Origin of the sequence: Geothrix terrae (genome assembly GCF_022808775.1) — a bacterium.
Lineage (GTDB): Bacteria > Acidobacteriota > Holophagae > Holophagales > Holophagaceae > Geothrix > Geothrix terrae.
Map to the genome: position 1 here is coordinate 26,102 of NZ_JAKZLA010000004.1, position 24,822 is coordinate 50,923.

The following is a 24,822-nucleotide window of genomic DNA, read 5'->3' on the forward strand; positions in this document are numbered from 1 at the left end:
TATCGGCTTCGTCGATACGCGAGACGGTGCCGACCCATCGGAGCCTTACAGGTGCTCCTTCTTACTCTCCAGGCTGCCCGGCTTGAAGGCCTTCAGCTCGTGGACCACTTCCGCCAGCAGGGCCCGCTTGAGGGCATAGGGCAGGAAGGCGCTCTTGAAGCCCATGATGATGAGCTCCTTGATCTCCTCCAGGTTGAAGTTCAGCTCGTCGTGAATGACCTGGAACTCGCGGCTCACCGTGGTGTTCGTGACCATGCGGTTATCCGTGTTCACGGTGACGCGGAGTCCCAAGTCGTAGAACAGGCGGATGGGGTGGTCGGCCATCTTCTTCACGGCCTTGGTCTGCACGTTGCTCGACGGGCAGCACTCCAGCGGAATGCGGTGGTCGTTCACGTAGTTCAACAGGTCGCCGTCCTCGATGAGCCGCACGCCATGGCCGATGCGGTGGGCGCCGCAGAGGTGGATGGCCTGGTGGATGCTCTCTGGGCCGTAGGCTTCGCCGGCGTGCAGGGTGCAGTTGATGTTGTTCTGAAGCACGCGGCCGAAGGCGTCCTTGTGGCGCTTGGCGGGGAAGTTCTCCTCGGCCCCCGCCAGGTCGAAGCCCACCACGCCCTTGTTCTTGAAGGCCACGGTGAGGTCCGCCAGGCGCAGCGAGATGTCCGGCGAGATGTGGCGCATGCCGCAGAGGATGACGCCGGTCTTGATGTTGTACTGCTTCTCCGCCTGGGCCAGGCCCTCCAGCACGGCCTGCACGATGGCGTGGAGCGTGAGTCCCTTCTGCTGGTGGAGGATGGGACTGTAGCGCACCTCCATGTAGCGCACGTTCTCCTTGGCCGCGTCCTCCGCCAGCTCGAAGGAGGTGCGCACGAGGCTCTCGTAGGTCTGCATCACGGAGAGGGTGACGTCGAAGGCCTTGAGGTACTCGACGAGGGACTTGCACTCCTCACCCACCTGGACGAAGGGCCGCAGACCCTCAGGCGTGTCCGCGGGCAGCTTCACCTTCTGCTGCTCGGCCAGGTCGAGGATGGTGGTGGTCCGGAGGCTGCCGTCCAGATGGACGTGCAGGTCGGTCTTCGGAAGGCGCTGGAGATCCTGGATCGTGAGTTTCGGCATGGCCTAGCCTAGCGCTTCGCGAGGCGGGCGACCATCCGATGAGGACCTTGGAATAAGCAGAAGCCCGGCTTCGCCGGACTTCTGCGCGGGGGCCCGGGGGTGTGCGCGCAGCGCGGAACCCCCGGAAAGCATCACACGTTGAGCTGGCTCATCCGATGCGCGAGCGTCGGCGCATCCGTCTCCCGGCTCTGGCACTCCTTGCACAGGCCGAAGATCTGGTGGCTGTGGTGCATGGGCCGGAAGCCGTATTCCCGGCAGATGGCCTCCTGGAGGGCCTCCAGGTCGGGGCGGAAGAACTCGATGATGGCATCACAGTTCAGGCAGATCAGGTGGTCGTGGTGCTCGTTGCTGCGCACAGCCTCGTAGTGCGCGTGCTGGTCGCCGAAGCTGCTCTTCCGGACCAGGCCGCACTGCACCAGCAGATCCAAGGTGCGGTACACCGTGGCCCGGCTGATGGCCTTGCCCTTCTGCTTGAGCGCCATGTGCAGCTGGTCTGCGTCGAAGTGGTGGACCTGGCCGAAGACCTCCTCCACCAGCTCCAGGCGCTCGCCGGTCAGCTTCAGCTGGCGCGACCGCAGGAAGGTTTCGAAGCGCTGCTGTTCCTCGGGGCGTTCGATCTTGGGTTTGCGCATGGAATCCTCGGTGGCAAGTCTAACCGGTCCAGTCGACAGATCGTATTTTACAGATGAAAACCCAAAGCGTATTATGTATCAACCGTATGCATATTGGAGTTCCCATGGCCATCGTTATTATCCAATCCCCCAATCTATCATCGGAACAGAAATCTCGCGTCGGGGAGCGGATCATCACGGCGCTCCAGCAGGAAGGCCTGCCGCCCGGCTCCGTGGTGGTGCTCTTCCGCCCCGAGCGCGGCGACATCTACCTCGATGGCCTGCTGGTGCAGGCCCAGACTCCGGCGCCAGTCCAGGCCGCGGCTCCCCCCGCGCCCAGGCCCGCCGCCCCCGCGCCCGTGGCCGCCCCGCCGGCCTTCAAGACCAAGGCCCGCCGATCCAAGCCCGAACTGGAGGATCTGAAGGGGGACCTGATGCGCGCCCTTCAGGACAAAGGCTCCCTCAGCAGCTTCGAGGCCCAGGTGGCCCTGGACCTCAAGGATTGCGACTGGGCCCCGGCCACGCTCCGCCGCCTCTTCACCGAGCTGGAGGAGGCCAAGCTGATCACCAAGAGTGGCCAGAAGCGCGGCACCCGCTACGTCTGGAAGGGCATCGTCAACACGCCCCAGTCCACGCCCATCGTGAAGCTCGTGAAGGCGGACACCGACGAAGCGTGATGCTCTCCGGGGGTCCCCCGCACAGAGGGCCGGCTCAGCCGGCCCTCTGCTTTTGCCCCGGAGCCCTGCCACACTCGGGCCATGGACTGGTTCGCCTGGGACTTCGACCACCCCGCCTACTTCCAGATCTACGCGGACAAGGACGCGGAGGCCGCCACCGAAGGGCCGGCGCTCGCGGCCTTGCTGGACCTGCCTCCGGGCAGCCGGATCCTGGATCTGCCCTGCGGCTGGGGCCGCCTCCAGCCCCACCTGGTGGCCCGGGGCTGGGAAACCGCGGGGGGCGACCTCAGCCGGCTGAACCTGGACCGACACAGGAAGGACCACCCCGCCGCCCTGACCCGCCTCGACCTCCGCGCCCTCCCCTTCCGGACGGGCTGCGCGGATGGCGTCTTCTGTGCCTACACCAGCTGGGGCTATTTCGCCACGGACGCGGAGAACCTCCGCCAGCTGGCCGAGTTCGCCCGCGTGCTCCGGCCCGGTGGCGCCCTGCTCCTGGATCTGGTCGGTCGCTCCTTCCTGCGGCGCGCCATCGCGGAAGTCGAAGGGCAGTGGCTTGAATTCCCGGATGAAGGCTACGAGGAACGCGCCACCTGGAGCCCGGACGGCCGCCGCATCCGCACGGAGCGCCGCTGCCAGGGCGAGGCCTTCCGCCACGACATCTGGATTCCCACGGACGCCGAGGTCCGGGCCGGCCTGGCGGCCGCAGGCTTCGGATGCGTGGCGGCCTACGGCGGCCTGGATGGCCGGCCCTGGTCGGAGGAGGCGGAGCGCTGGATCTACCGGGGGATCAGGCGCTGAGGCTCCGCGTGGCCAGCAGGTAGGCGCCGAAGCCGAGCCCCGAAAGCCCCATGGCCAGTGGCAGGCCCAGTCCCTGCACCAGGGCGCCACCCACCAGGGGACCCACCATCAGGCCCACGGAGTACGCCAGGTTCAGGATGGAGAACGCGGAAGCGAAGCTCTGGCTGCCCTGGCGTTCCACCTGGTCGGCCACCGCGGGACTGCAGGGGCTCATGATGAAGCTGGCCGTGCTGCCCAGCCCCATCATGGCCAGCACCACCATCCAGGGCCGGGGCAGCAGCACCGGCAGGGGGATGAAGACCACCGCCAGCACCAGCCCCATGCGGAGCACCCGCACCCGCCCGATGCGGTCCGAGAGGGCGCCCATCAACGGCGAGGTGAACGTATGGGCCAGGGCCGCCGCCGCGAAACAAAGGCCGATCTGGGTCGGCGACTGGCCCAGGCGCCGATCCAGGTCCAGCGGCAGGGTGGATTCCAGCAGGGCCCACAGGCAGGAGCCCAGGGCCATGGCGCCGGCGAAGACCCGGATGGTCGGATTGGACAGCAGCTGGCGGAAAGGCAGCTGCAGCCCCTGGCCGGAGCCGGTCTCCGGCAAGAGGAAGGCGCGGCCCGCCGCATCCAGGGCCACCAGGATCGCCCCCAGCACGAAGGGCGCGGTGGGGCCCGCATGCTGATCGAGGAAGCCGGAGAGCGGGGGCCCGATCAGCACGCCCAGGTTCGCGGCGGCGAATGCGGTGCCCATGGCCTTGCCCCTGGATTCGCTGGGAAAGATGTCCGCCAGCAGCGCCATGCCCGGAAGCCAGGTGGCCGCTCCCGCCACGCCCTGGAGGAAGCGGGCCAGCACCAGCAGCCAGTACTGCTTCGACACGGCGAAGACCAGAGTGGTGACCCCCAGCCCCGCCAAACCCCAAAGCATGGGCGAGCGGCGGCCGAAGCGGTCCGTGAGGAGGGCCACGGGAAAGGTGGCCGCCAGCAGGGCCACGGCGTAGCTGCCGAAGAGGATCCCCACCTCCATCTGGTTCAGGTGGAGATCCCGCGCGTACCTGGGCAGCAAGGGCACCAGCAGGTAATAGAGGAGCATGTCCACGTGGAAAGCCAGGGCCGTCACGAGGAGGGCGGCGGTGGGGGGAGCGGGGCGGCGCATCCCCCCACTATCGCATCGGGTCCTCAGCCCCGCGCCATCTCCACCTTGGGGTAGGCGGCCCGGAAGCCGCAGGCCTCGTAGGACCGCTGACTGGCCGTGCCCGGGGCCGTGGAGGCGCAGGCGAGGTTGCAACCGCATGCCCGCGCAAGGGCCAGCCGCGTGCCGATGAGGGCCTTCTGCAGGCCGCGGCCCCGGAAGCGGGGCAGCACCGCGTCGCCCGAGAGCAGGGCCACGCCCTCCACGACTCCCAGCATCCCGCCTCCGGCCAGCTCCCCGCCCTGGAAGGCCAGGAAACCCCAGGCGTCCGGCACCTCAAGGGATACCTCGAAAGGCGGCGCCAGGTCGTGCCAGTCGTCGCGCTCAAGAAATCCTGCCGCGACCACTCGGTTGAAGATCCCGGCTTCGTCGGGCCGGGCCGGTCGGACCAGGCCTTCCGAACCCACGGCAGATGGGTCCTCCAGGGATCGTACCCACAGCTGCTGGAAGGCGTGGAGACGGTAGCCCCGGCGTGCCAGCAGGGACCACAGGGATGGATCGGCACCGGGACTCAGCTCCAGCACGGTGGGCACGCCAAGGAAGGCCTCGACGGCCTCCAGCTCGCGTTCAGAGATCGGATCGATCAACCCCAGCGCCTGGTTGAGGGGGTGGGCCTCGCCGCGGAGGTGTGCGAAACCGCTGCCCACCGGCAGGCTGCGACCCCCGGCGGCCTGATTGAACCGTTCGTTCTGAAGGGCCTGGGCGCGCTCGAGACGGCGCGCCAGGCAGGTCAAGTCATGGAACATGGGAATCTCCGAAAAGGGGTGATCCGCCCGCCCGGAGGCGCGGCGGCAGGCACAGGATCGCGTCCTTGCGTCAGCCCAGGCGCAGGCCCCCGGCGCCAAGTTCAGGCGCGGGACCAACGGAATGACGGAAGCAGGTCAGAGGCCTATCCAGAGAAGCCACCAGCATATCTGAATCTTCGACGGCCCCCCGGAGGACATAAGCGAAGCCCGGCTTCGCCGGGCTTCGCGCGGGGGCCCGGGGGTATGCGCGCAGCGCGGAATCCCCGGAGGACATAAGCGAAGCCCGGCTTCGCCGGGCTGAGCGCGGGGGCCCGGGGGTATGCGCGCAGCGCGGAATCCCCGGAGGACATAAGCGAAGCCCGGCTTCGCCGGGCTGAGCGCGGGGGCCCGGAGGTATGCGCGCAGCGCGGAATCCCCGGAGGGCATAAGCGAAGCCCGGCTTCGCCGCGCTGAGCGCGGGGGCCCGGGGGTATGCGCGCAGCGCGGAATCCCCGGAGGGCATAAACACGGCCCTCTTTCGAGGGCCGCGGTGGATCGGTAAGCCGGGTTCTGTCGTGGGACGTCATTCCTCTGGGATGGATGTCGCCATCCAACTCAAGCGACCTACCCGCCGGCTCGGTCGGGTCAACCCTCGCCGCTTGCGCGGTGCGCCGGCCTATTTGGTCTTGCTCCCTGGGGGGTTTACCGTGCCCGTCCTGTTGCCAGTCCGGCGGTGGGCTCTTACCCCACCGTTTCACCCTTGCCTGTGATCCGAGGATCCATCGGCGGTCTGCTCTCTGTTGCACTTTCCGTCGGGTCGCCCCGCCCTGGTGTTACCAGGCCCAGCACCCTGTGGAGCCCGGACTTTCCTCTGCCCTTGCGAGCAGCGACGCCCTGATCCACAAGGGTCGAGGCTAGCACGATCCAAGAGGTCGTACCAAAACCCCGCAGCTAGGTGCCCTCCGGAATGGCGATCAGGGCGGGCAACGCTTCCGGCCGGCCCGCCTTGACGGCGTCGAGGACACCCGTGGCCCGGTGGAGCGGAAGCGAAGGGTGGACCCGGAGCACCACCTTCCCGGTCGTCGCGTGGATCCGCGCGGGCAGTTCAGCCAGCGTGATCTTCACGCCGTCCAGGTCGAGGGAACCGTCCGCCGCGAGGGTGAGGCGGAGGAGCGGTCCCGGAACCCCGGCCCCGGCGCCTCCGGGAAGGGAGGCGTCGAGGGCCCGGGGCAGGACCGGAACGAGGGTGATGAAGACGATCAGGAGCACCAGGACGATGTCCACCAGGGGCGTGATGTTGATGTCGCTGCGGATCTTCGTGGTCATGGCGTCCTCACCTCAACCGGAAGTTCAGGGTGAGCCGGAAGCTCGCCACCACCGGGCGGCCATCCATCTGGGCGGGCTCGAAGCGCCACTGGCGCGCGGCCTGCAACGCGGCGTCCTGCAAGGCCGGATGGCCGTCCAGCACCCGCACCTGCATGGGCACGCCCGACTCGTCCACCACCATCATCAGCACCACCGTGCCCTGGACATGGGCCCGGCGGGCCAGATCCGGATAGATGGGATCCACACGCCGGAGGATCGCCGGTGCGATGGCCGTGAAATCGTGGATCACCGGACCGGAAGCAGGCCCCGCCGGCACGGAAGTCGGGACGGCAGGCCCTGGAAGCGCGGGGCCACCCGCAGGGACCTCCGAGGAACGATCAACCGTGGGAAAGCCCGCCGCGGCCTCATCCGGATCCGCCCTCGCGGGCGCGCCGGAAGGGGCTGCGAGGGTTCCGCTTCCAGTGCCCCCTGCGACCGTGGGGAGCATCCGTTCGACAGGACGAGTGCGCGGGGGCCCGTCAAGCTCCACGGGTCTCCAGGGAGGCGCGGGCGGGAGCACCGGCGCCAGGACGGCCTTCGGCCCGAAGGACGCGAGGATCACCGCGCCGCCGGCGAGCAGGAGGTAGGTCAAGGCGGACAGCGAGGCCGCGCGGAAGGTATCGGAAGGCGGCGCCGAAGCGAGAACGGCGTGGGGCTGGAGGGTGGGCGGCAGGTCCGGGAAGGCAGGCCCCCGGCCGCGCCGGAGCGCGAGGATGGACATGGGATCTCCTGTGGGCGGCGACTGTGGCCTTCCGCAGAACCCACGCCCACCGCAAGCGGCGGACGTCAGGTTGGTGGCAATCCCGGGCCCTGGATCACACACCGTCTGGAGGAGGTCCAAAGATCGCTTGAATCAGGTATCGGCGGCGGAGCACTGCTGTCAAGGCACCTACCTGGATTAGGTCTGGGAACCCTCCAGATCACTCCGCGGAGGGCAGCGGCAGCACCCACCCCTTGCGCTGGAGATCCTCCAGCAGCTGCCAGGCGGCCCGGTACGGATCGGGGCTCTGCCCGCCGAGCACCTCCGACTGGAGACGGGCCCGGAGCGGGGCCAGCTCGGGATGGGGGGCGCCGGCCATGCCCGTTCCGGCCTGGAAGAGCCGCAGGAGCAGAGCCTCCGGATGGGCATGACCCAGAGCTGCGGCGCAGAGGACCGCTTCCCCCTCCCCTTCCTCCGCCCCGGCCTGGAGCAGGCGGTTCAGCAGGGGGCGAAGGCTTGCGGCGTCAGCCCCCAGGCCCAGGCACCGCACCTTCGGCAGGGCCTCGAGGCGCTCGCTCGGATCGCTCCCCGCGAGCCAGGGGCAGGGTGGCCGGCGCCCCTCGTAGGGCAGCTCGAGCAGGAAGTTCTCATGCTGCGGGTCGTCCCGGACCCAGGCGTGGACGAGGCGCATGAGGCTGCTCCGCCGGGCGGGCTCCATGCCCGGCCCGCACCAGAAGAGCCGCTGCACGGGGGCCATCCGAGGGCCAGCCTCGCGGAGCGGGGCTCGCCAGGCGGCTGAATCCACGGTCATGTCGAGCCCGAGGCCCGCCAGGAAGCGGGGAAATCCCGGGTAGGGGAAGGGCAGCCGGACATCGACCCCCTCAGCGGAAACATGGATTTCCGTACCCGGAAGGCAGGCTCGCAGGGGGCTCTCCCGGAGTGTCTCCTGCAAGGCATGCCGATGATCCTCGGCGCCGAGGCCTTCGGCGAGGAAGAGCCGCCATGCCTGACCATCCTCGTCGCAGGACCAATCCGTCACGGCAGAGGGTTCGGGACGTCCGAGGGCATCCAGCCCCAGGAGAAGCATCCGGATCCCCCCGGCCTGGTCCGGACGGCCGAAGGGACGCGCGCGCCCGCCGCATTCCAGCAGGCGCGGGCGGCGCTGGGCCCTGGCCCAGGCGACCCGGTTCCAGACGGGATCCGTCCGATCCTCAGGCCCCAGCAGGCCAGCCAGGTCGCCGTGGGCGATCTGGCGGTAGGCCTCGCTCTGGCGCAGGGCCTGGTGGCCCTCGAGGATCCCCCAGATCTCCTCCATGTTCTTCTGGGCGATCCGGGAGAGGTCGCGACCTGCTTCAGCCATGTGCCTGCCGGTCCTGACCAGCTGATCCATCTCGGTCGCCGCCTTGGCCTCCACGCCCCATTGACGACTCAGGGCCGATCGGATGGCCGCGGAGCACTCGCCGATTTGGAGGAGGGAGTGTTCCGCGCGGGCCGAGGCCTCCTGCACCTGCGCCACCAGGGCCACCTGGGCCTCCAAGGTCCGTTCCAGGTCCTGCCCCTGCTGATCCAGATGGCCCGCCGCATGGAGGAGTTCCTGGATGCCCGCGCCAAGGCGCTGGGTCACCTCCTGGAGGTCCCACAGCCCCGCGCTCTCCCGCTCCATGCCCTGCTGGTGCTCGTCCAGGGCCCGCCCCAGGTCCGCCGCCCCCTGCGAGGTCTGGTCCGCCAGGCCGCGGAGCCGCCCGCCGATGGTCTGCAGGCGGGGCCCACCGCCACCCTGCTGGGCGAGAATCGCGGTGTTCACCGCCAGCAGGCCGGCCTGCTGGGCCGCCTGGTCGATGACGTGGATGGCTCCCTGGGCGCCGCCGAAGGATTCGATCCGCCGCTGCGATTCGACCCTGAAGCCTTCGATGCGGCGGGCCAGGGCCTCCGCCTGGTCCCGCAGGTCATCTGCGGAAGTCCGGAACCGCCGGAGCTGTTCCGCCCGGATCCTGGTCTCCTCCACGAGCCTCGGCGTGTGGGTCGCCAGGCCTTTGACCGCCAGGTCGAGACGCGCCCCCTGACGCACGCCGGCGTCCGCCAGCCGCCCCAGGGACTCCTCGCCTTCCCGCAGGCGGGGGAAGGTCTCCTTCAGTTCGCCCATCAGCCCTTCAACCTTTTCGAGCCGCCCCTGCGCCTGTTCCATGGCGGCCCGGAACGCCTGCCCCCGGATGCGGTGCTGGTCCGCCCTGAGCCGCAGCTCCAGCTCGATCCGGTCGACCTTCATGGAGCGCTCCACCCCTTCACGGAGTTCGCGGCCGAAAGTCACCAGCCTTTTCCGGACCGCGACCTGCGCCGCCCGGTCCTCGCCGGACCGCTGCTGGACCTGTCCCAACAACCCATCCAGGTCCGTCCACTCCCGGAGAACGGCCCGGTGGAGGGACTCCAGGCGCCCACCCATCCGGCGGCCTTCCTCCAGGAGGAGGTTGAGCGCCTTCGTCACCTCAAGGTCCGCCGGCTCCATGCCCGCGGGGGGCGCGAGCGGCGCGCGGTCGCCCCGGAGGATGCGGCCGGCCCAGTCCGCCAGCAGGCTCTCCGGCGCCAGACTGCGCTGCCAATCGAGCCACCGGCGTCCCAGCAGCACCAGCCCCGCAGCCACCATCATCAGGACCGCGGCCTCGGCCGGCCGCAGCGACGTCGAGGCCGTGAAGAGGAGGTAGGCCGCGGCGCCCAGGATGGGCAACGCCACGAGATCCGCCAGCCAGGAGCGGATGCCGCCCAATCCCACGAAGACGCTCCCCAGCCTCATGCCCATCCTCAAGCCATGAGGTCCCATCGGCCGGCGACCCCGCCAAGGCAAATTTGGGCCATCAAGGGCCGTCCGACCCTCGCGCGGGCCTTGTGGATTTTTTCTAGATCGTCCGCCAGAGCACCTCATAGCTCCGGAGGCCGCCCCCCAGTTCCTGGATGAGCCGGGAGCGCAGCAGGGCCGTGACGGCCGCCTGGGCCTCGTTCGCCGGATCCAGGCGCGGAGCCTCGTCGGCGCCGCCGGTGCGGAGGCGCCGCAGGTGCTCGCGCGTCCCGGGAGGCAGGGCCTCGGCGGGATCCACCGGCGTGCAGTCCGCACAGCACCAGCCGTGTTCGAGGCTCAGGAGGACCAGCGGCGCCGCCTCGTTCCCGCAGCGCCCACAGACCCGCGGGTGGGGCAGCAGGCCCAGGCAGTGCAGCAGCCAGTGCTCGGCGTAGGCCAGGATGCCCAGGGCGTTGTCCGGGTCGGCCTTGAGGGCCCGCCCGCAGGCGCTCAGCAGCCGGTAGAGGCGGTCGTCCTCCACGCCCTCCCTGGCCACGCGGTCGAAGAGGTCCGCCAGGCAGGCCATGACGAGGCTGCACTCCAGGTGGCCGAGGGTCAGCGGGCTGAAGGCCAGCTCGCAGCGGGTGACCCGCTTCAACTCGGTCTGCTCCTTGCCGAAGAAGCTCACCCGCACCATGCCCAGAGGCTCGAAGGCCGCCACCCACTTGGCCGTGGGCTTCTTCACCCCCTTGGCCAGGCCCGACAGCCGCTCCCCATGCTCGGACAGGAAGGACACCACGGCTCCGCCCTCGGCGAAGGGCACGGCCTTGAGGACGATGGCGGCGCAGGTGCGGATCACCTTTCCAGTCTGCCCGGAATCAACCGCCGACCCGGAGCCGTGTCTCACCTAGCGAGGCCCCTGAGCCTTCCCGCCGAAGGAGATGGCCATGAAACCGTTGTTCCGGACCTTCGCGGTCCTCGCTCTCACCGTGTTCCCGGCCCTGGCGCAGCCCGCCCCACGCCGCGGGGACGGCCGCATGGGCCGGGCCCTGGCCCTCACCGACGCCCAGAAGACCAGCATCCAGGCCATCCGCGAGAGGCGTCGGCCAGACCTGGCGGCCCAGCGGGACGCGGTGCGGGAGGCCCAGGCCGCCTTCCGGGCCGCGCTCCGGGATCCCGCCACCCCCGAGGCCCAGCTGCGCCTCCTCCATGACAAGGCCGCCTCCGCCCGGTTCGGGATGCTGATGGCGGGCCGGGCCATGCGTCAGGACATCCAGGCCGTGCTCACGCCGGAACAGCGGACCAAGGCCGCCCAGCTGCGCGAAGAGGCCCGGTTCCGCCGCCAGGAGCGCCTGCGCCACTTCCGCATGGCCATGGACAGGCAAGGCTGTCGATAGACTGGAGGGATGCGCGCATTCCTCCTTTTCGCAGCCGCCCTCAGCGGGATCCTCCTCGCCCAGGACGCTTCGGTCCAGGACGCTCCAGTCCGGACCTACCGCCAATGGGTGGGAGGGCAGGAAGTGGGCGGGGCCTCCCAGGAGACGAAGACCCGCAGCGGCGTCCGCGAGGTGCGGAACCGCGAGTGGCTGTCCATCTCGCGTCTCGGCCAGGAGATCCGCCAGGAGGTGGACCAGACCGCCCGCCGCGCCCCAGACGGCGCCATGACCTTCACCTGGCGGCTTCAGCTCTCCAAGGAGCCCTTCGAAGGCCGCGCGGAATGGTCGCCGTCGGATCCCCACGCCTTGAACCTCCATCCCCTGAATGGGGCCGCCCTGCGCACCCAGGTGCCCGACGGCGCGCTGCTCTGGCCCGAGGATCTCGACGCCCGCCTCATGGAGGCCGCGCGGCTTCGCCGTCCCGTGAAGGCGGTCACCTACTCCTTCCCGGTCCAGCAGTGGAGCACCCTCAGCCTCGAACCGGCGGGGGCGGTGCCGCTTCCAGGCTTTCCCGACGCGGTGCGCTTCACCGGCCAGGAGACCCAGGGCGCTTCGTCGGCGCCGGTGGAAGTCTGGATCTCGCCCACCGCGGGCGAGCTGCGCCAGAAGACCGAACTGGGCGGCCTCGCCATCCTGATGCAGCGCGCCGAGCTCCCCCCGCCCGAGGCCCGCGCCGGCGATGCAACGGGGTTCTTCGAGCGCACCCTCCAGACCCTGCCGCCCCATCCCTTCCAGCCCTGGCTGCAGAGCCTGACGTTGCGGGCCGAGGGATCCCCGCCCTCCCTGCCCGAGGACGCCCAGCAGACGCGGCTTCCCGATGGCCGATGGCGCCTCTCCCAGGCGGCGCCGCCCAGCCTCGCGGAGGCGGCCCAGCTCCCCGTGACGGGCCTTCCGGCGGCGGAAGAGGCCCGCTACCTGGCCCCCAGTCCCCTGGTGCCCTTCCGGGATCCCGCCTTCGACGGCCTCCTCCGGCGCATGGCCCTGCCTCCGGGCCTGCCGCGCTGGGAGGTGGCGAAGCGGGTGACCTCCTTCGTCTTCGACTGGATCACCGACAAGGACTTCACCGTGGGCTTCGCCTCGGCCCTGGAGGTCTGCCGCAACCCCCGGGGCGACTGCACCGAGCACGGCGTCCTCGCCGTGGCCCTCCTGCGCCGCCTGGGCGTCCCCGCCCGCGGCGTCACCGGCTGGGTGGGCCTGGGCGAGACCCTCGGCCTGCACTTCTGGGTCGAGGTGAAGCTGAAGGACCGCTGGGTGCCCGTGGACCCTACCTTCGACCAGGCCCCGGCCTCGGCCCTCCGCATCAAGCTCGGCGACACGGATCTCGCCGATCTCGGGAGCGTGGGTTGGGAGGGCGCGGCCCAGGCCTTCTCAGGCGTCCGCTGGATCCCGGAGCGCGAAGGCCCGACCTCCTGGGGCAAGGGCATCCGCATCGAGGGCGACCAGGTGACGGCTTCCGACGGAAGCTCTCTGCGCCTGCCGGGCGGACGGTGGGACCTGCGGCAGGGCACCCTCACCTTGAACGGAACCTGGAAGGTGGAGGCCGTCTCCCGCCCCGGGCAGGCCCAGCTCAAGGGGAACCGGCGGCTGGCGGGCGCCCGCACCTTCCGCCAGGGCTGGTGGGACCCCGCCTCGCGCCTCCTGTGGATGGACCTCGGACAGGGCCGCTGGCTGCGCCTGGACGGCGTGACCGAGACGGCCGCCTATCACCTGCTGGATCAGTTGATGGCGCCCACCAGGTCTTCCTGAACCGTCTCCTCCTGATGGAGGCAGTGCTCCCGCAGGCGCTCCAGCCAGAGCGACATGTTCAAGCACTCCTGCTCGTCGCAGCAGCTGGTCATCTGGGCGGCCATGCCGCGCACGGGCTCGTCGAGGCGCTCCATGAGCCGCCGTCCCTTGGGCGTGATGACCACGCGGCTCACGCGGCGGTCCTTGGGATCCGCCACCCGCTTGAGCAGCCCCTGCGCCTCCAGGCGGTCCACCAGGCGCGTCACGTTCGCGAAGCGGTAGATCATGCGCCGCTCGATCTCATAGATGGGGTGCCCCTTGACCGGGCCGCCCCGGGCGATGCGCAGGACGTTGTACTGCTGGATGGTGAGGCCATGCGCCTCGAAGAGGCGTTCCTGCACCCGGACGACGGCCTCTCGCGTCAGCATCAGCTGCAGCACGAGCTGGACTCCCGGGGACGGGAGCTTCGACATCTGGAGTTCTTCCTGAAGGGACATGACGACCTCACGGATTCTTTGCGGGCAAGGATCTCCCCATCCATGGGATTCTGGAAGGTCTTAGGAGCCCTTCTTGCCTTCTATCGCCCTGAGTTTGATCAATGTCACGAAACGCTATGGCGCGACAGCCATTCTGGACGGACTGAGCCTCGGTCTCTTCCAGGGCGAGAAAGTCGGTCTCATCGGGCGCAACGGCGCGGGGAAGAGCACCCTGTTCCGGCTGCTGACCGGGGACGAGACCCCCGATTCCGGCGACGTGGTGATCACCCAGGGCCTCCGCGTCGCGCGCCTGAGCCAGGAACCTCATTTCGCTCCGGGCGCCAGCATCCGGCAGGCTCTGGAAGCCGCCCTGGCGGACCATGCGGCCCTGCTGGCCCGCCACCAGCGGATCCACGAGACGCTCCACGGCGCGACCGGCCCAGAGGAGGCCAGGCTGCTTGACGAACTGCAAAGCGTGGAGCATCAGATCGAGCACTGGGGCTGGGATCTCGAGCCGCGTCTCAAGGCGGCCGCCACCACCTGGGGTCTGGAGGATCTGGACGCCGAGGTGGAATCCCTCTCCGGCGGCTGGCGCAAGCGGGTGGCCCTGGCCCAGGCCTGGCTCAAGGAGCCGGACGTGCTGGTGCTGGACGAGCCCACCAACCATCTCGATCCAGACCAGGTGGAGAAGCTGGAAGCCTGGCTCCAGGCCTTCGGAGGCGCTCTCCTCCTCATCACCCACGACCGCCACCTGCTGGATGCCGTGGTGTCCCGGATGCTCGAGCTGGAAGACGGCGGGCTCCGCAGCTACGAGGGCGGCTACAGCGACTACCTGCTGGAGAAATCGGACCGGGAGTTCCGCGAGGCGCGCCTCACGGAGCACATGCAGAACCGCCTGCGGCGCGAGATGGCCTGGCTGCGGCGCGGCGCGAAGGCCCGCACCCGCAAGTCCAAGCTTCGCATCCAGGAAGTGCTGGACCTGAAGGACACGGTGGAGGACCGCACGCGACTGGAGGTGCGCCAGGGGCTCGCCTTTGCCGCCGGCGGCAACCGCAGCGACGCCCTGGTCCGCGCCGAGGGCCTGCGCTTCGCCTATCCCGGCGGGTCCGAGCTGCTGGATGGCCTCGACCTGAGCCTCCAGCGCGGCATGCGCGTGGCCCTGCTGGGACCCAACGGCTGCGGGAAGTCCACCCTGCTGAAGGTGCTCCTGGGGGACCTGGAGCCGGTCGCGGGCGAGGTGGCCCGGCATCCGAAGCTCGCCACCACCACCATCTCCCAGGGACGCGGGGAACTCGACGGCACGCGCAGCATCCTCGACAACCTGGCGGACCGCGCCGCAGTGGTGGACACCGGCAGCGGCACCGTGCTGGCCCACGTCTATCTCACCCGCTTCGGCTTCCCCGTGGACCAGCAGGCCCGGAGCGCGGCCACCCTCAGCGGCGGCGAGAGGAACCGCCTCCTGCTGGCCAAAGCCATGCTCAGCCCGGCCGATCTGCTGGTGCTGGACGAACCCACCAACGATCTGGACATCCCCACCCTGCAGAACCTGGAGGAGGCCCTGCTGGGCTTCCAGGGCACGCTGCTGCTGGTGAGCCACGACCGCTTCTTCCTGGATCAGGTGGCGACCCACACCCTGGCCTGGAACGGCGCCGGGACGCCGCGATGGGAGCTCTACGAGGGGGCGCCTTCCACCGTGCGCAGCCTGCGGGAGGCCCGGGAGGCCTCCCTGGAGGCGGCCAAGCCCGAGGTGATCCGCCCCGGGGCGAAAACCGGGGCTCCGCGCGCCCGCAAGCGGGGGCTCTCCCAGAAGGAGCTGCGGCGTCTCGCCGAGGTGGAGCAGGCGATGGACGCCCTCCATGCCCGCCTGTCCGAGCTGGATGCGGCCCTGGCCGACCCATCGGCCTTCCTGCGGGCCGACAGCCCGGGCCATCAGGCCCTGAAGGACCGGGATGGGGCGCGCGCGGAATTGGAGGATCTCGAGATCGCCTGGCTGGAGCTGGAGGAAAAGCGGCAGGAAGGCTGATCCCATCACAAGTTGCCCTTGGGGCGGGCAGGCCTCAGGCCTTTTCGCTACCCTGGAGCCTGGACTTTTACGGAGTGCCCATGCGCCCGATGCCTCTCATCCTCTTCCCCGCCGTGGCGCTGGTGGCTCAGGCCCCCGCCCCCATCGACCTGACCCAGCGGTTCAATGCCGAGCTGCCTGGGATCAACCAGATGCTCAAGACCTTCCAGGCCCAGGAGGCCATGAAGAAGGTGGAGGGCCTGATCCCCGCCGAGCGCCCCGCGTTCAACGGCGCCAATCTCCAGACCATCGGCCAGAGCATGGACAATGCCCAGGGCCTCCTCTCCTTCTATCGCCTCTGGGCGAACGCGGCCTCCGAGGCCGGCCAGTGGGAGAAGGCCATCGAGATCCAGGAGAAGCGGTTCAGGACCGCCCAGGCGATCAAGGCGGACCTGGAGAAGGCCCAGGCCCCCATCGCCGCCCAGTGGAACAAGGCCGCCAAGGATTCCCAGGACTACATCGCCAAGAGCGAACCCCGGAAGCAGGAACTCGAGCCTGAGATCAGCGCTTTCAAGGCCGAGTACGAGGATCTCAAGGCCGGCAAGAAGAAGCTGACCAAGAAGGAAGCCGACGAGTTCAACGCCCGCGGTGCCAAGATCGGCCAGGACGAGCAGGAACTCGCCCAGATCAACGCGGCCCTCCCGGTCCACAAACAGAACATCGCCAACGCCCCCAAGGTGCTCAAGATCCTGGCGGACAACCGCAAGGAAGCCGAGGGCATGGTAAAGGCCGCGGAGACCTCCCTGACCAAGGCCAAGGAAGTCCTGGCCAGCCAGAACGACGAGATCACCAAGTTCAACACCGAGCAGGTGGTGAAGAAGGTCAAGGTCGTCGGCAAGAAGAACTGGGTGGACGCGGTGCTCCGCAACCACGAGAACGTCACCAAGCTGAACGGCACGCAGACCCAGGCCGCCTTCCTCAACCGCCTGCTGGTGCTGGATCCCGGCAACGCCACCGCCGCGAAGGCCCTGGACAACCTGAAGCAGGGCAAGGAACTCTTCGCCAAGGAAGCCAAGCCCGCCAAGAAGGCCGGCAAGAAGAAGTGAGCACGCCGCGTACGACCTGGAGGGAGCGACCATGAGCCGCCTCGGAATCCTGTTTGCCTGCGCCCTGGCTGCCAGCCTTAGCGCCCAGAGCCTCACGGATCGGTTCAAGGAGGTCCGGGGCCCGTGGGAGCTCCAGCTGGAACGGGGTGACGCCTCGACCGTCCGCCGCGGGGTGGAGGCCCTTCTCGGCCGGGAGGGCCTCACGGTCAATCCCTCCGACTACAACGATATGCACGCCCTCGCGGCCCTCCGCAGCCTGGCCGCCCGGGCCTGCGTGGCCGAAGGCAGCTGGGAGGAGGCGGTCCTCCACCTGCAGAAGGCGCAGGCCGCCGCCGAAGAGAACCTGGCCACCGCTGAGCCCCTCCTGGCCAAGACCCGCGCCGAACACGAGGCCAAGCTCCAGGAATTCCGGAATGCCATGGACAAGCAGGCCCCGCGGCTCAAAGAGCTGGACGAGGCGCCCGGCCTGACCCAGGAGCAGATGAAGCTCCGCCAGCAGCTCCGGATCTTCATGGACGAACAGAAGGCCGCCATCGCCCACAGCGAGCGCGCCCTGAAGGACATCGACAGCATCCTCGAGCGACTGCGCCAGACCAAGGCGAACACCACCAAGGCCGCCGCGGACTGGAAGGCGTTCCTGGATCGCGAAAAAGCGGAGATCACCGAGGCCGGCGGCACCGCCCGCTTCGTGGCCGGGAAGGTGGAGCAGGTGAAGGCCGACGATGCCCGGCCCCAGCAGGAGCGCCTGGCTTACGCCCGCCGCCTCCAGAAGCTCGATCCCGCCAACAAGGATGTCACCCGCCTCGTGAACGGCCTGCTGGGCAAGGATGAGCCGACCGAGCCGGCCAAGCCCAAGGCCCGGAAGAAAAAGGCCGCTCCCAAGAAATGAGCAGCTCCCCGGACGAAAAAGCGGCCCGCACGGGCCGCTTTTTCGTAGGCGGGGGGACCCTTAGAACACGAACCCGAATCCCACCTTCACGAAGTCGGTGGCGGGGGGATCGCCGGCGTCCACGTCGTGGGACGTGAGGGTCTTGTGGTAGGTGGCCTCCAGCGTGAACCGCAGCCCCGCGTCATAGCCGAAGCTGTGGCCGAAGCCGAGGGAGCCGCCCATGCGGCTCTTGCGGGTGGTGTCGGTGTAGTCGTAGAGCGGATCACCGAAGCTGCGATCGAACTGCTCGAAGTCGGCCGAGAGCCCGGCCACGAAATAGAAGCCGCGGTGCCGGTAGGCGGTCCCCTCGGGGAAGATCTGCAGGTCCCCGCCCAGGTTGAACATGGAGTGGCGCAGGTTGATGGTGGTCTCGCCCGGGGCGCGGTTGGTCCCGTTCTCGGCGGATCCGCTGAAGTTCAGGCGGATCGCCAGACTGCGGTCGACGGGGAAGCTGACCGTGAAGCTTCCGCCGAGGCCCACATCGTAGGTCTCCTTCTGAGGGGGGATCACGTACCCCGCGGAGGGGCTGTAGTAGGCGGGGTAGGTCTTGCTGGAGAACTCCCCGGTGGGGATGGTGAGGTTCAGGCTGAAGCCCATGTGCGGGGACTGGGCGTGGAGCGCGGCGCCCGAGGCGAGGAGCACGGGTAGCAGGAGCATCGAGATTCGGCGCATAGGGCCTCCAGGAGAGTGGGCATGGAACCTACGGAGCGAAGGACGTGCCAGCTTAGGGCAAGCCCCGTCAATCCTTGGATCCAGCGCAGCATACTCCGGTTGAAGCCCTGGCGCGATCGCGGCGTTTTGCCTCGGTTGCGTGCCGGATTGCAACAGCAGGCTTTGGGCCTGGACCGCGATGGCCTACTCTGGACAAGACGAGGATGGTTCATGGCGTGGAAGCAGGATCTGGCGAAGTTGAAGCAGCAGCTGGGAGCGCAAGGGGTCCCCGCCCCGGCGCCGAAACCCCCTCCCAAACCTGCCCCGAAGCCCTTGACCCCCACCAGCCTGGATGACGAGGACGAGGTCTTCCTGTCGGCCATGGGCCTGAAAGCCAAGGCCCCCCGCCCGGCCAAGACCGCCCCGGAGCCCCCGACCGCTCCCTCTGACGCCCCCGTCGCGGCTGCGCCACCTCCCCCCGAGACCTTCGAAGAAGCCCTCAAGGACCTGAAGGGCCTGAAGCCGCTCGCCCGCGGACCCATGGCCCCGGCTTCCCCGGCCTCCCTCCCGGCGATCAACCCGGCGCAGGCTCCAGCCCCTCTCCTGGCGGAGAAGGCGCCCATGCCACTTCCTCCGGAGCCCCCGAAAGCCGCCGCGGAGGCCGCGCCCGCCGGCATGCCGGAGGTTCCCCCGCCCTCCCCGGTGCGGTTCCAGCTGGCGGCGGGGATGGCCATCGACGTGGACGGCGTGCTGGACCTCCGCGGCCACACGCTCCAGGACGCCATGGACCGCCTGAAGGACCGCCTGGAGGATGGCCTCGTGCTGGGCTGGCGCAGCCTCCAGGTCATCCTGGGCCCGGAGCCGGCGCTCCATGAGGGCCTGCTGGCCCTGCTGGCCTCGGGCAAGACGCCCATGGTGGCGCGGTTCGCCCAGGCGCCCGTGCCCATGGGCGGCAGCCAGGCCTGGCTGCTCTATTTCACGCCATCCCAACCCCAGTCCTGACCCGGTTGCCTGGTTCGAATCACATGGAGTTCCCCCGATGAGTCTGTTGGTGGTTGGCAGTGTGGCCTTTGACGACCTGGAAACGCCCTTCGGCAGCCGCGAGCACGCCCTGGGCGGCTCCGCGACCTACTTCTCCCTGAGCGCCAGCCGCTTCCATCCCGTCCGCATCGTCGCCGTGGTGGGAGAGGACTTCGGCCCGGACCAGATGCGCGTCTTCGAAGGGCGCCCCATCGACCTGGCGGGGCTGTCGAAGGTCAAGGGCCTGAGCTTCCGCTGGAAGGGAGCCTACGGCTATGACCTGAACGAGGCCCAGACCCTGGCCACGGACCTCAACGTCTTCGCCGACTTCAAGCCGGTCCTGCCCGCCGGCTACCGAGAGTGCGAGTACCTGTTCCTCGGGAACATCGATCCCGTCCTGCAGCTGGACGTGGTGCGCCAGATGGCGAAGCGGCCCAAGTGGATCGCGCTGGACACCATGAACTATTGGATCCGGGGCGCCCGTCCGGCCCTGGACGCGGTCCTGAAGGAAGTCGACATCCTCCTGGTGAACGATGCCGAGGTCCGGGAACTCACCCAGGAATACAGCCTCATCAAGGCCTACAAGAAGGTCCGGGCCCTCGGCCCCAGCACCCTGGTGGTCAAGCGCGGCGAATACGGCGTGGCCCTCTTCACGCCCGAAGGGATCTTCGCCGCCCCGGCCTACCCCCTCGAGAACGTGTTCGACCCCACCGGGGCCGGAGACACCTTCGCCGGCGGCTTCCTGGGCTATCTGGCCTGGATCGAGCGGGCAGATGTGACCGCCCTCAAGCACGCCACCCTGGTGGGGTCGGTCATGGCCAGCTTCACGGTGGAACAGTTCTCCACGGAACGCCTCGAGCAGATATCCCAGGATGAAGTTCGCAACCGCTTGGCATTATTTTCAGATATGATCCGCGTCGAAGACCTATAATCAGCACCACCTAATCCCCTGGGGGTCCCTGATGCACCAGCCCAATCGTCTGCCTGTCGGTCGGCGGCGCGCCCTCGCGATGGCGCCCGGTCTCTTTATGGCCCTGACCTTCGCTGTTCCGGCCCTTGTGGCCCAGGAGCCCGCTGGCACGATCAAGGTCGAGACCCACAGCTCGAAATGGGATTATCCCAAGGAAATCAAGGTGCCGGAAGGCTCCCGCACCCACATCGTGGAGAAGGGGGACACCCTCTGGGATCTGGCCGGGAAGTACCTGGGCAATCCTTACGCATGGCCCCAGATCTGGGAGCTGAACCAGTGGATCAAGGATCCGCACTGGATCTACCCCGGGGACCCCTTGGTCATCGACCTGACCCGCGCGGTCGCCACCGCCGGTTCCGTCCCAGAATCCGTCTCCGGCCTCCAGCCGGACCGGCGGGGCGCCTACACGGCCGCCCGGCGGCCCGAGCTGGGCTTCGCCTTCCAGGACTTCATCCAGCTGCCCTTCTTCGCCCCCGACGGCGCCGAGGCCCACTACAAGAACCAGGGCGCCTTCACCCTGACCGGGAATCGCCGGGATGACCGCCAGCACCTCGCCGAAGGCGAGACCGTCTACATGAACGGCGGCAGCGAGCAGGGCGTGAAGGTCGGCGACCGCTTCCTCATCCTCAAGACCGTGGCCCGCAAGGTCAAACATCCCGCCACCAAGCACAAGCTGGGCGATGTGGTGCAGCAGGTGGGCGTGCTCCGGGTGGTGACGCCCCAGCCCAAGGGATCCGTCGCCATCATCGAGCGCTGCCTCGACGGCGTGGAAGTGGGCGATCACCTGGTGCGCTTCACCGAACCGGCGAACCTGCCCCTCCAGCTCCGGACGGACATCACCGATCCCGTGAAGGTGGCCCCGAACTCGGCCGTGATCGTCTTTGCCCGCGATGCCCACCAGCACACGGCCAACGGCGATATGGTGATCGTGGACAAGGGCGCCAACGACGGCCTGAAGGTGGGCGACGTGCTGCTGGCCGTCCGCACGAAGACCTTCCCCGTGGGCCCGGACGACGACCGGAAGAAGGCCACGGAGACCACCACCCACTACATCGGCCAGGCCCTGGTGGTCCGCACGGACGCCCAGTCGGCCACCTGCCGCCTGCTCAGGACCACCGAGGAGATCCTCCTCGGTGACACCCTCACCCACTGAACGCCTGAACAGACTGGCGAAAACCGGGGCCCCTTCGGGGGCCTCAGTCGTTCCGGTGTTTCAGCAGCACCACCACGCGCCGCCCCCGGGTGGGCAGGACATAGGGGTGGGGGGTGGCCCCCCACCCCGGAGGAAGGGCCTCCCCGGACCAGTCCGGCCCCTTGAGCGCCAGAAACGGGGCGCCTGGCTTTCCGTGCCGGTCCCACCAGGCCGCCAGCTGCCCCAGGGATCCCAGGGCCTTGGCGGTCCCGAGATCCGCCTCGAGGGGGGGCAGATCCTCCAGGCGGCCATGCACCGGCTTCAGGTTGGGCAGCGGCAGCTCCAGGGCCACCTGACGGACGAAGGCCAGCTTCTTGGTGGAGGCATCCACAGCGAGCACTTCCAGGTCCGGGCGGGCCAGGGCCAGCACCACCGCAGGGCAGCCCATGCCGGTTCCCAGATCCGCCACCCGGCTTCCCGGGGGAAGAGCCTCGAGGAAGGGGAGGAGCGCCGCCGCATCCAGCAGCAGCTCTTCCCGCCGCTCGGAAGGGGAGAGGGAGGTCAGGGCGTGGGTGCGGTTCCACCGCTCGAGCAGGTCCAGGTAGCGGCCCAGGGGCGCGGACAGGGAGGTGGGCAGGCGGGGCTCCATGCCTCCAGGATGCCAGGGATCGGCCCAGGACATTGAATCCTCGGATGGTCGATCACTTCTCTTTTATATTCAATATTTTTACGTCATTTTGGTTCAGGTTGGCCAACACCCCGGTCTATCATCTGAAAGGTGAACATTGATGTATTTCATGCTTCTAGAATGAAAACATTGACGAATAGCTCAATAGCCCCCATGATGTATTCCCTTTGACTGATCTTCCACAGGAGCCGGCCATGACTGATACCAAGCTGCCCTTCCAGATCGATTGGTCGAGCCGGAGCAAAATGCGTGGACCCGGTGAGCAGTCTCTCGGGAAGCTGCTTCATAGCCTTCGGGATCGGCTTGCTCCAGGCGCTCAGGGTGTATCGCTGACTTATGTCGATGATCGCGGCATGAGAAAACTCAATCGTGAACACCGCGGGAAAAACATGACGACGGATGTGCTGAGTTTCCCCTCAAGCGCTGAAAAGGGGGCATTCCCGCACCTCGGCGACATCGTGATCAGCCTTCCCACTGCCGAGAAAATGGCCAAGAAGTTCGGCGTCAGCCGGCGCCGTGAAGTCGAGACGCTGGTGATCCATGGCTTCCTTCATCTCTGCGGTCACGATCACGAAAAAGATCAGGGCGAGATGATGGCGCTCCAGGCCCAGCTTGAGCGCGAACTGCTCGAAACCGAACCCCTGTCCATGAGCCTCAAGCGGGGCCGCAAACCGGGCAGCAAGGTCAAGAAGCTCAAGGACGGCACCCGGGTGGTGGTGACGGGCCGGGCCGCCGCGGCCCTCGTCCGCCGCGAGCGCGTGAAGAAGGAAAAGAAGGTCAAGGTGCGCAAGGTAGCCAAGCCAAAGGAGGCCGTCGCGAAGCGCGGCCCCGGCCGGCCCCGCAAGGAGGCCGCCGCGGCTCCCGCGAAGCGCGTCCTCCGCCGCCGCCGGCCGAGCCCGTCCCGGAGCGGCGTCATCGCCTGAAGGTCCGCGTGGAAAAAGGGCGTGAGGGCCGATAAAATGGCCCTTTGGCCCGGTTCCGGGCCCCCATCGGAGCCCCTGTGATCAACCTCCTGCTCGGCCTGGGCGCCGCCCTCGCCGTGATCCTGCTGTCCACCTTGCTCAGCATCAAGCTGTGGATCAGCGTGCCCATCGGCATCCTCGCGGGTGCCGGCCTCTTCATCTGGCAGGGCCGCAAGGTCCAGCAGGAACTCGAGAAGATCTTCACCCGCGCCGGTGATCAGCTGAAGAAGCAGCAGTTCGATAAGGCCATCGAGATCATGAAGGAGGGCTACCGCTTCGCCTCCCGCCAGTTCCTCGTGAAGGGCAGCATCGACGGCCAGATCGGCGTGGTGCAGTACCTCCGCAAGAAGAACGAGGAGGCCGAGCCCCTGCTGGCCTCCGCCTCCATGCAGCACTACATCGCCAAGGCCATGCTGGGCATCCTCCAGTGGAAGCGCGGCGAGAAGAAGAAGGCCAAGGAAACCTTCGCCCTGGCCCTCAAGGCCGGCAAGAAGGAGAGCCTGCTCTACGCCGTCTACGCCTACGTGCTGGTGGAGATGGGCGAGCGCGATAGGGCCATCGAGGTCCTCAACCAGGGCCTCGGCGTCTGCAAGGGCGACGAGCGGCTCATCACCAACCGGAACCTGCTGCAGAACGGCAAGGCCCTCAAGATGAAGGTCTACGGCGAACAGTGGTACCAGTTCATGCTCGAGCGCCCCATGATCCGCCAGGAAGCGCCGGCCTTCGCCCGGGTGTCGCGCCGGGCACTGCGCGGGTGACGCTCCTTCGGGATCACCGCTGCGCGCCGATTCCGCAGCCTTGAAAGATTCTTTTCACTCTTCAGCAAACGCGAAGCGGTTGCTGCACGGAACGAACGATTGAAGGAGCCCACCCCATGTCCGGCCACAACAAATGGTCCACCATCAAGCACAAGAAGGGCGCTGCGGACGCCAAGCGCGGCAAGCTCTTCACGAAGATCCTCAAGGAGATCACCGTGGCCGCCCGCCTCGGTGGCGGCGATGTGAACAGCAACCCCCGCCTTCGTCTGGCGGTGGACCAGGCCAAGGGCAGCAACATGCCCAAAGACAACTGGGAGCGCGCCATCAAGAAGGGCACCGGTGAGCTCGAGGGCGTGACCTACGAGGAAGTGGTCTACGAGGCCTACGGTCCCGGCGGCGTGGCGATCCTCGTGGAGGCCATGACCGACAACAAGAACCGCACCACCCCGGAGGTCCGCAGCTACTTCACCAAGTTCGGAGGGGAGCTGGGTGCCCAGGGCTCCGTGGCCTACCTGTTCACCAAGGAGGGCCAGATCGTCGTGGAGCCGGAAGTCTCCGAGGACAAAGTCATGGAGGTGGCCCTGGAGGCCGGCGCCGACGACGTGGCCAACGAGGGAGATGCCTGGGTCATCAAGACCAGCCCCGAGTCCTACCAGGCCGTGAAGGATGCCGTCGACGCCGCCAAGCTCCCCGTCATCGAGGCCAAGATCATCATGGCCCCCAGCACCAGCACTGCCCTCGAAGGTTCCAAGCTCACCAGCTTCCTCAAGCTCGTGGACCTGCTGGAGGACAACGACGACGTGCAGAACGTGTGGCACAACGGCGACTACGAGGAACCCGAGGACTGAGGTTCCGTGCCCCACGCCCTCCGGGCGGACGCTGAGCGGCCGGGTCTCCCGGCCGCACGCGTTTCTGGCTGCCCCCGATCGCACGCCGCACCGCGGCCTGCTCCCACTCCCCCGCTGCGCGGGCTCGCGGAGCGGGGCCCCCGGCACAACGGCGACTACGAGGAACCTGAGGACTGAGGTT

General features: G+C 68.6%; 24 protein-coding genes and 1 other RNA gene. 13 read left to right on the forward strand and 12 right to left on the reverse strand.

Going from position 1 to position 24,822, the window contains the following annotated elements:
- Positions 1-45 precede the first annotated feature (45 nt).
- Together add and MLE42_RS08840 are read right to left on the reverse strand one after the other, a co-directional pair.
- The gene (gene add, locus MLE42_RS08835; protein WP_243287518.1) at positions 46-1,113 is read right to left on the reverse strand and encodes an adenosine deaminase; all 1,068 of its coding nucleotides are present in this window, start codon (positions 1,111-1,113) and stop codon (positions 46-48) included.
- A 131-nt stretch (positions 1,114-1,244) separates the two neighbouring features.
- Positions 1,245-1,745 carry a Fur family transcriptional regulator gene (locus tag MLE42_RS08840; RefSeq protein ID WP_243287519.1) on the reverse strand — a complete coding sequence of 167 codons (501 nt, stop codon included), beginning with the start codon at positions 1,743-1,745 and terminating at the stop codon, positions 1,245-1,247.
- Between the two features lie 104 nt (positions 1,746-1,849).
- Between MLE42_RS08840 and MLE42_RS08845 the strand changes: the two genes are divergently transcribed.
- Positions 1,850-2,401 (forward strand): hypothetical protein, encoded by a 552-nt coding sequence (locus tag MLE42_RS08845; protein ID WP_243287520.1) that lies wholly within the window; start codon positions 1,850-1,852, stop codon positions 2,399-2,401.
- 81 nt (positions 2,402-2,482) lie between these two features.
- Positions 2,483-3,199, forward strand: a complete 717-nt coding sequence (locus MLE42_RS08850; protein WP_243287521.1) for a class I SAM-dependent methyltransferase — start codon at positions 2,483-2,485, stop codon at positions 3,197-3,199.
- On the opposite strand, the gene MLE42_RS08855 is transcribed toward MLE42_RS08850, so the two are convergent.
- The 7 genes from MLE42_RS08855 to recO form a co-directional block, all read right to left on the reverse strand.
- On the reverse strand, positions 3,189-4,343 hold the full coding sequence (locus tag MLE42_RS08855) for an MFS transporter (RefSeq protein ID WP_243287522.1): 1,155 nt from the start codon (positions 4,341-4,343) through the stop codon (positions 3,189-3,191). The two genes, MLE42_RS08850 and MLE42_RS08855, sit on opposite strands and share 11 nt — an antisense overlap.
- Positions 4,344-4,366: 23 nt before the next feature.
- A complete protein-coding gene (locus tag MLE42_RS08860) occupies positions 4,367-5,125 on the reverse strand; it encodes a GNAT family N-acetyltransferase (RefSeq protein ID WP_243287523.1) in 759 nt (252 codons plus the stop codon).
- A 522-nt stretch (positions 5,126-5,647) separates the two neighbouring features.
- Positions 5,648-6,010, reverse strand: an RNA gene (rnpB, locus tag MLE42_RS08865) — RNase P RNA component class A.
- 45 nt (positions 6,011-6,055) lie between these two features.
- A complete protein-coding gene (locus MLE42_RS08870; protein ID WP_243287524.1) occupies positions 6,056-6,430 on the reverse strand; it encodes an ExbD/TolR family protein in 375 nt (124 codons plus the stop codon).
- A 7-nt stretch (positions 6,431-6,437) separates the two neighbouring features.
- Complete coding sequence (locus tag MLE42_RS08875; protein ID WP_243287525.1) at positions 6,438-7,190, reverse strand: energy transducer TonB; 753 nt, start codon at positions 7,188-7,190, stop codon at positions 6,438-6,440.
- 199 nt (positions 7,191-7,389) lie between these two features.
- The gene (locus MLE42_RS08880) at positions 7,390-9,957 is read right to left on the reverse strand and encodes a coiled-coil domain-containing protein (RefSeq protein WP_243287526.1); all 2,568 of its coding nucleotides are present in this window, start codon (positions 9,955-9,957) and stop codon (positions 7,390-7,392) included.
- 103 nt (positions 9,958-10,060) lie between these two features.
- A complete protein-coding gene (gene recO / locus MLE42_RS08885) occupies positions 10,061-10,798 on the reverse strand; it encodes a DNA repair protein RecO (protein WP_243287527.1) in 738 nt (245 codons plus the stop codon).
- An 88-nt stretch (positions 10,799-10,886) separates the two neighbouring features.
- Here recO and MLE42_RS08890 point away from each other — a divergent pair, with 88 nt between their 5' ends.
- Positions 10,887-11,336, forward strand: coding sequence for a Spy/CpxP family protein refolding chaperone (locus MLE42_RS08890; RefSeq protein WP_243287528.1), 450 nt, complete (start codon positions 10,887-10,889; stop codon positions 11,334-11,336).
- Positions 11,337-11,345: 9 nt separating this feature from the next.
- Positions 11,346-13,121, forward strand: coding sequence for a transglutaminase family protein (locus MLE42_RS08895; RefSeq protein WP_243287529.1), 1,776 nt, complete (start codon positions 11,346-11,348; stop codon positions 13,119-13,121).
- Here the strand turns inward: MLE42_RS08895 and MLE42_RS08900 are convergent.
- Positions 13,091-13,597 (reverse strand): MarR family winged helix-turn-helix transcriptional regulator, encoded by a 507-nt coding sequence (locus MLE42_RS08900; RefSeq protein WP_243287530.1) that lies wholly within the window; start codon positions 13,595-13,597, stop codon positions 13,091-13,093. The genes MLE42_RS08895 and MLE42_RS08900 overlap by 31 nt on opposite strands.
- 73 nt (positions 13,598-13,670) lie before the next feature.
- Between MLE42_RS08900 and MLE42_RS08905 the strand changes: the two genes are divergently transcribed.
- From MLE42_RS08905 to MLE42_RS08915, 3 genes are all read left to right on the forward strand, one after another.
- The gene (locus tag MLE42_RS08905; RefSeq protein ID WP_243287531.1) at positions 13,671-15,599 is read left to right on the forward strand and encodes an ABC-F family ATP-binding cassette domain-containing protein; all 1,929 of its coding nucleotides are present in this window, start codon (positions 13,671-13,673) and stop codon (positions 15,597-15,599) included.
- 80 nt (positions 15,600-15,679) lie between these two features.
- Entirely contained in the window at positions 15,680-16,684 is a 1,005-nt protein-coding gene (locus MLE42_RS08910) for a hypothetical protein (protein WP_243287532.1), read from the forward strand.
- Positions 16,685-16,715: 31 nt separating this feature from the next.
- Positions 16,716-17,573, forward strand: coding sequence for a hypothetical protein (locus MLE42_RS08915; protein WP_243287533.1), 858 nt, complete (start codon positions 16,716-16,718; stop codon positions 17,571-17,573).
- A gap of 60 nt (positions 17,574-17,633) precedes the next feature.
- Here the strand turns inward: MLE42_RS08915 and MLE42_RS08920 are convergent, their stop codons facing one another.
- Complete coding sequence (locus MLE42_RS08920; protein WP_243287534.1) at positions 17,634-18,284, reverse strand: outer membrane beta-barrel protein; 651 nt, start codon at positions 18,282-18,284, stop codon at positions 17,634-17,636.
- 210 nt (positions 18,285-18,494) lie between these two features.
- Here MLE42_RS08920 and MLE42_RS08925 point away from each other — a divergent pair, with 210 nt between their 5' ends.
- The 3 genes from MLE42_RS08925 to MLE42_RS08935 all read left to right on the forward strand — a co-directional run bounded on the left by MLE42_RS08925 (position 18,495) and on the right by MLE42_RS08935 (position 21,406).
- Positions 18,495-19,265, forward strand: a complete 771-nt coding sequence (locus MLE42_RS08925) for a Smr/MutS family protein (protein WP_243287535.1) — start codon at positions 18,495-18,497, stop codon at positions 19,263-19,265.
- Positions 19,266-19,302: 37 nt separating this feature from the next.
- On the forward strand, positions 19,303-20,214 hold the full coding sequence (locus MLE42_RS08930) for a PfkB family carbohydrate kinase (RefSeq protein WP_243287536.1): 912 nt from the start codon (positions 19,303-19,305) through the stop codon (positions 20,212-20,214).
- A 97-nt stretch (positions 20,215-20,311) separates the two neighbouring features.
- Positions 20,312-21,406: a LysM peptidoglycan-binding domain-containing protein gene (locus MLE42_RS08935; protein WP_243287537.1), complete on the forward strand. Its 1,095-nt coding sequence runs from the start codon at positions 20,312-20,314 to the stop codon at positions 21,404-21,406.
- 43 nt (positions 21,407-21,449) lie between these two features.
- On the opposite strand, the gene rsmG is transcribed toward MLE42_RS08935, so the two are convergent.
- Positions 21,450-22,034 carry a 16S rRNA (guanine(527)-N(7))-methyltransferase RsmG gene (gene rsmG, locus MLE42_RS08940; protein WP_243287538.1) on the reverse strand — a complete coding sequence of 195 codons (585 nt, stop codon included), beginning with the start codon at positions 22,032-22,034 and terminating at the stop codon, positions 21,450-21,452.
- 233 nt (positions 22,035-22,267) lie between these two features.
- On the opposite strand from rsmG, the gene ybeY reads away from it, so the two are divergent.
- The 3 genes from ybeY to MLE42_RS08955 all read left to right on the forward strand — a co-directional run bounded on the left by ybeY (position 22,268) and on the right by MLE42_RS08955 (position 24,641).
- Complete coding sequence (ybeY, locus tag MLE42_RS08945; RefSeq protein WP_243287539.1) at positions 22,268-22,996, forward strand: rRNA maturation RNase YbeY; 729 nt, start codon at positions 22,268-22,270, stop codon at positions 22,994-22,996.
- Between the two features lie 77 nt (positions 22,997-23,073).
- Positions 23,074-23,793: a tetratricopeptide repeat protein gene (locus MLE42_RS08950; protein ID WP_243287540.1), complete on the forward strand. Its 720-nt coding sequence runs from the start codon at positions 23,074-23,076 to the stop codon at positions 23,791-23,793.
- A 116-nt stretch (positions 23,794-23,909) separates the two neighbouring features.
- Positions 23,910-24,641, forward strand: coding sequence for a YebC/PmpR family DNA-binding transcriptional regulator (locus MLE42_RS08955; protein ID WP_243287541.1), 732 nt, complete (start codon positions 23,910-23,912; stop codon positions 24,639-24,641).
- Positions 24,642-24,822 lie beyond the last annotated feature (181 nt).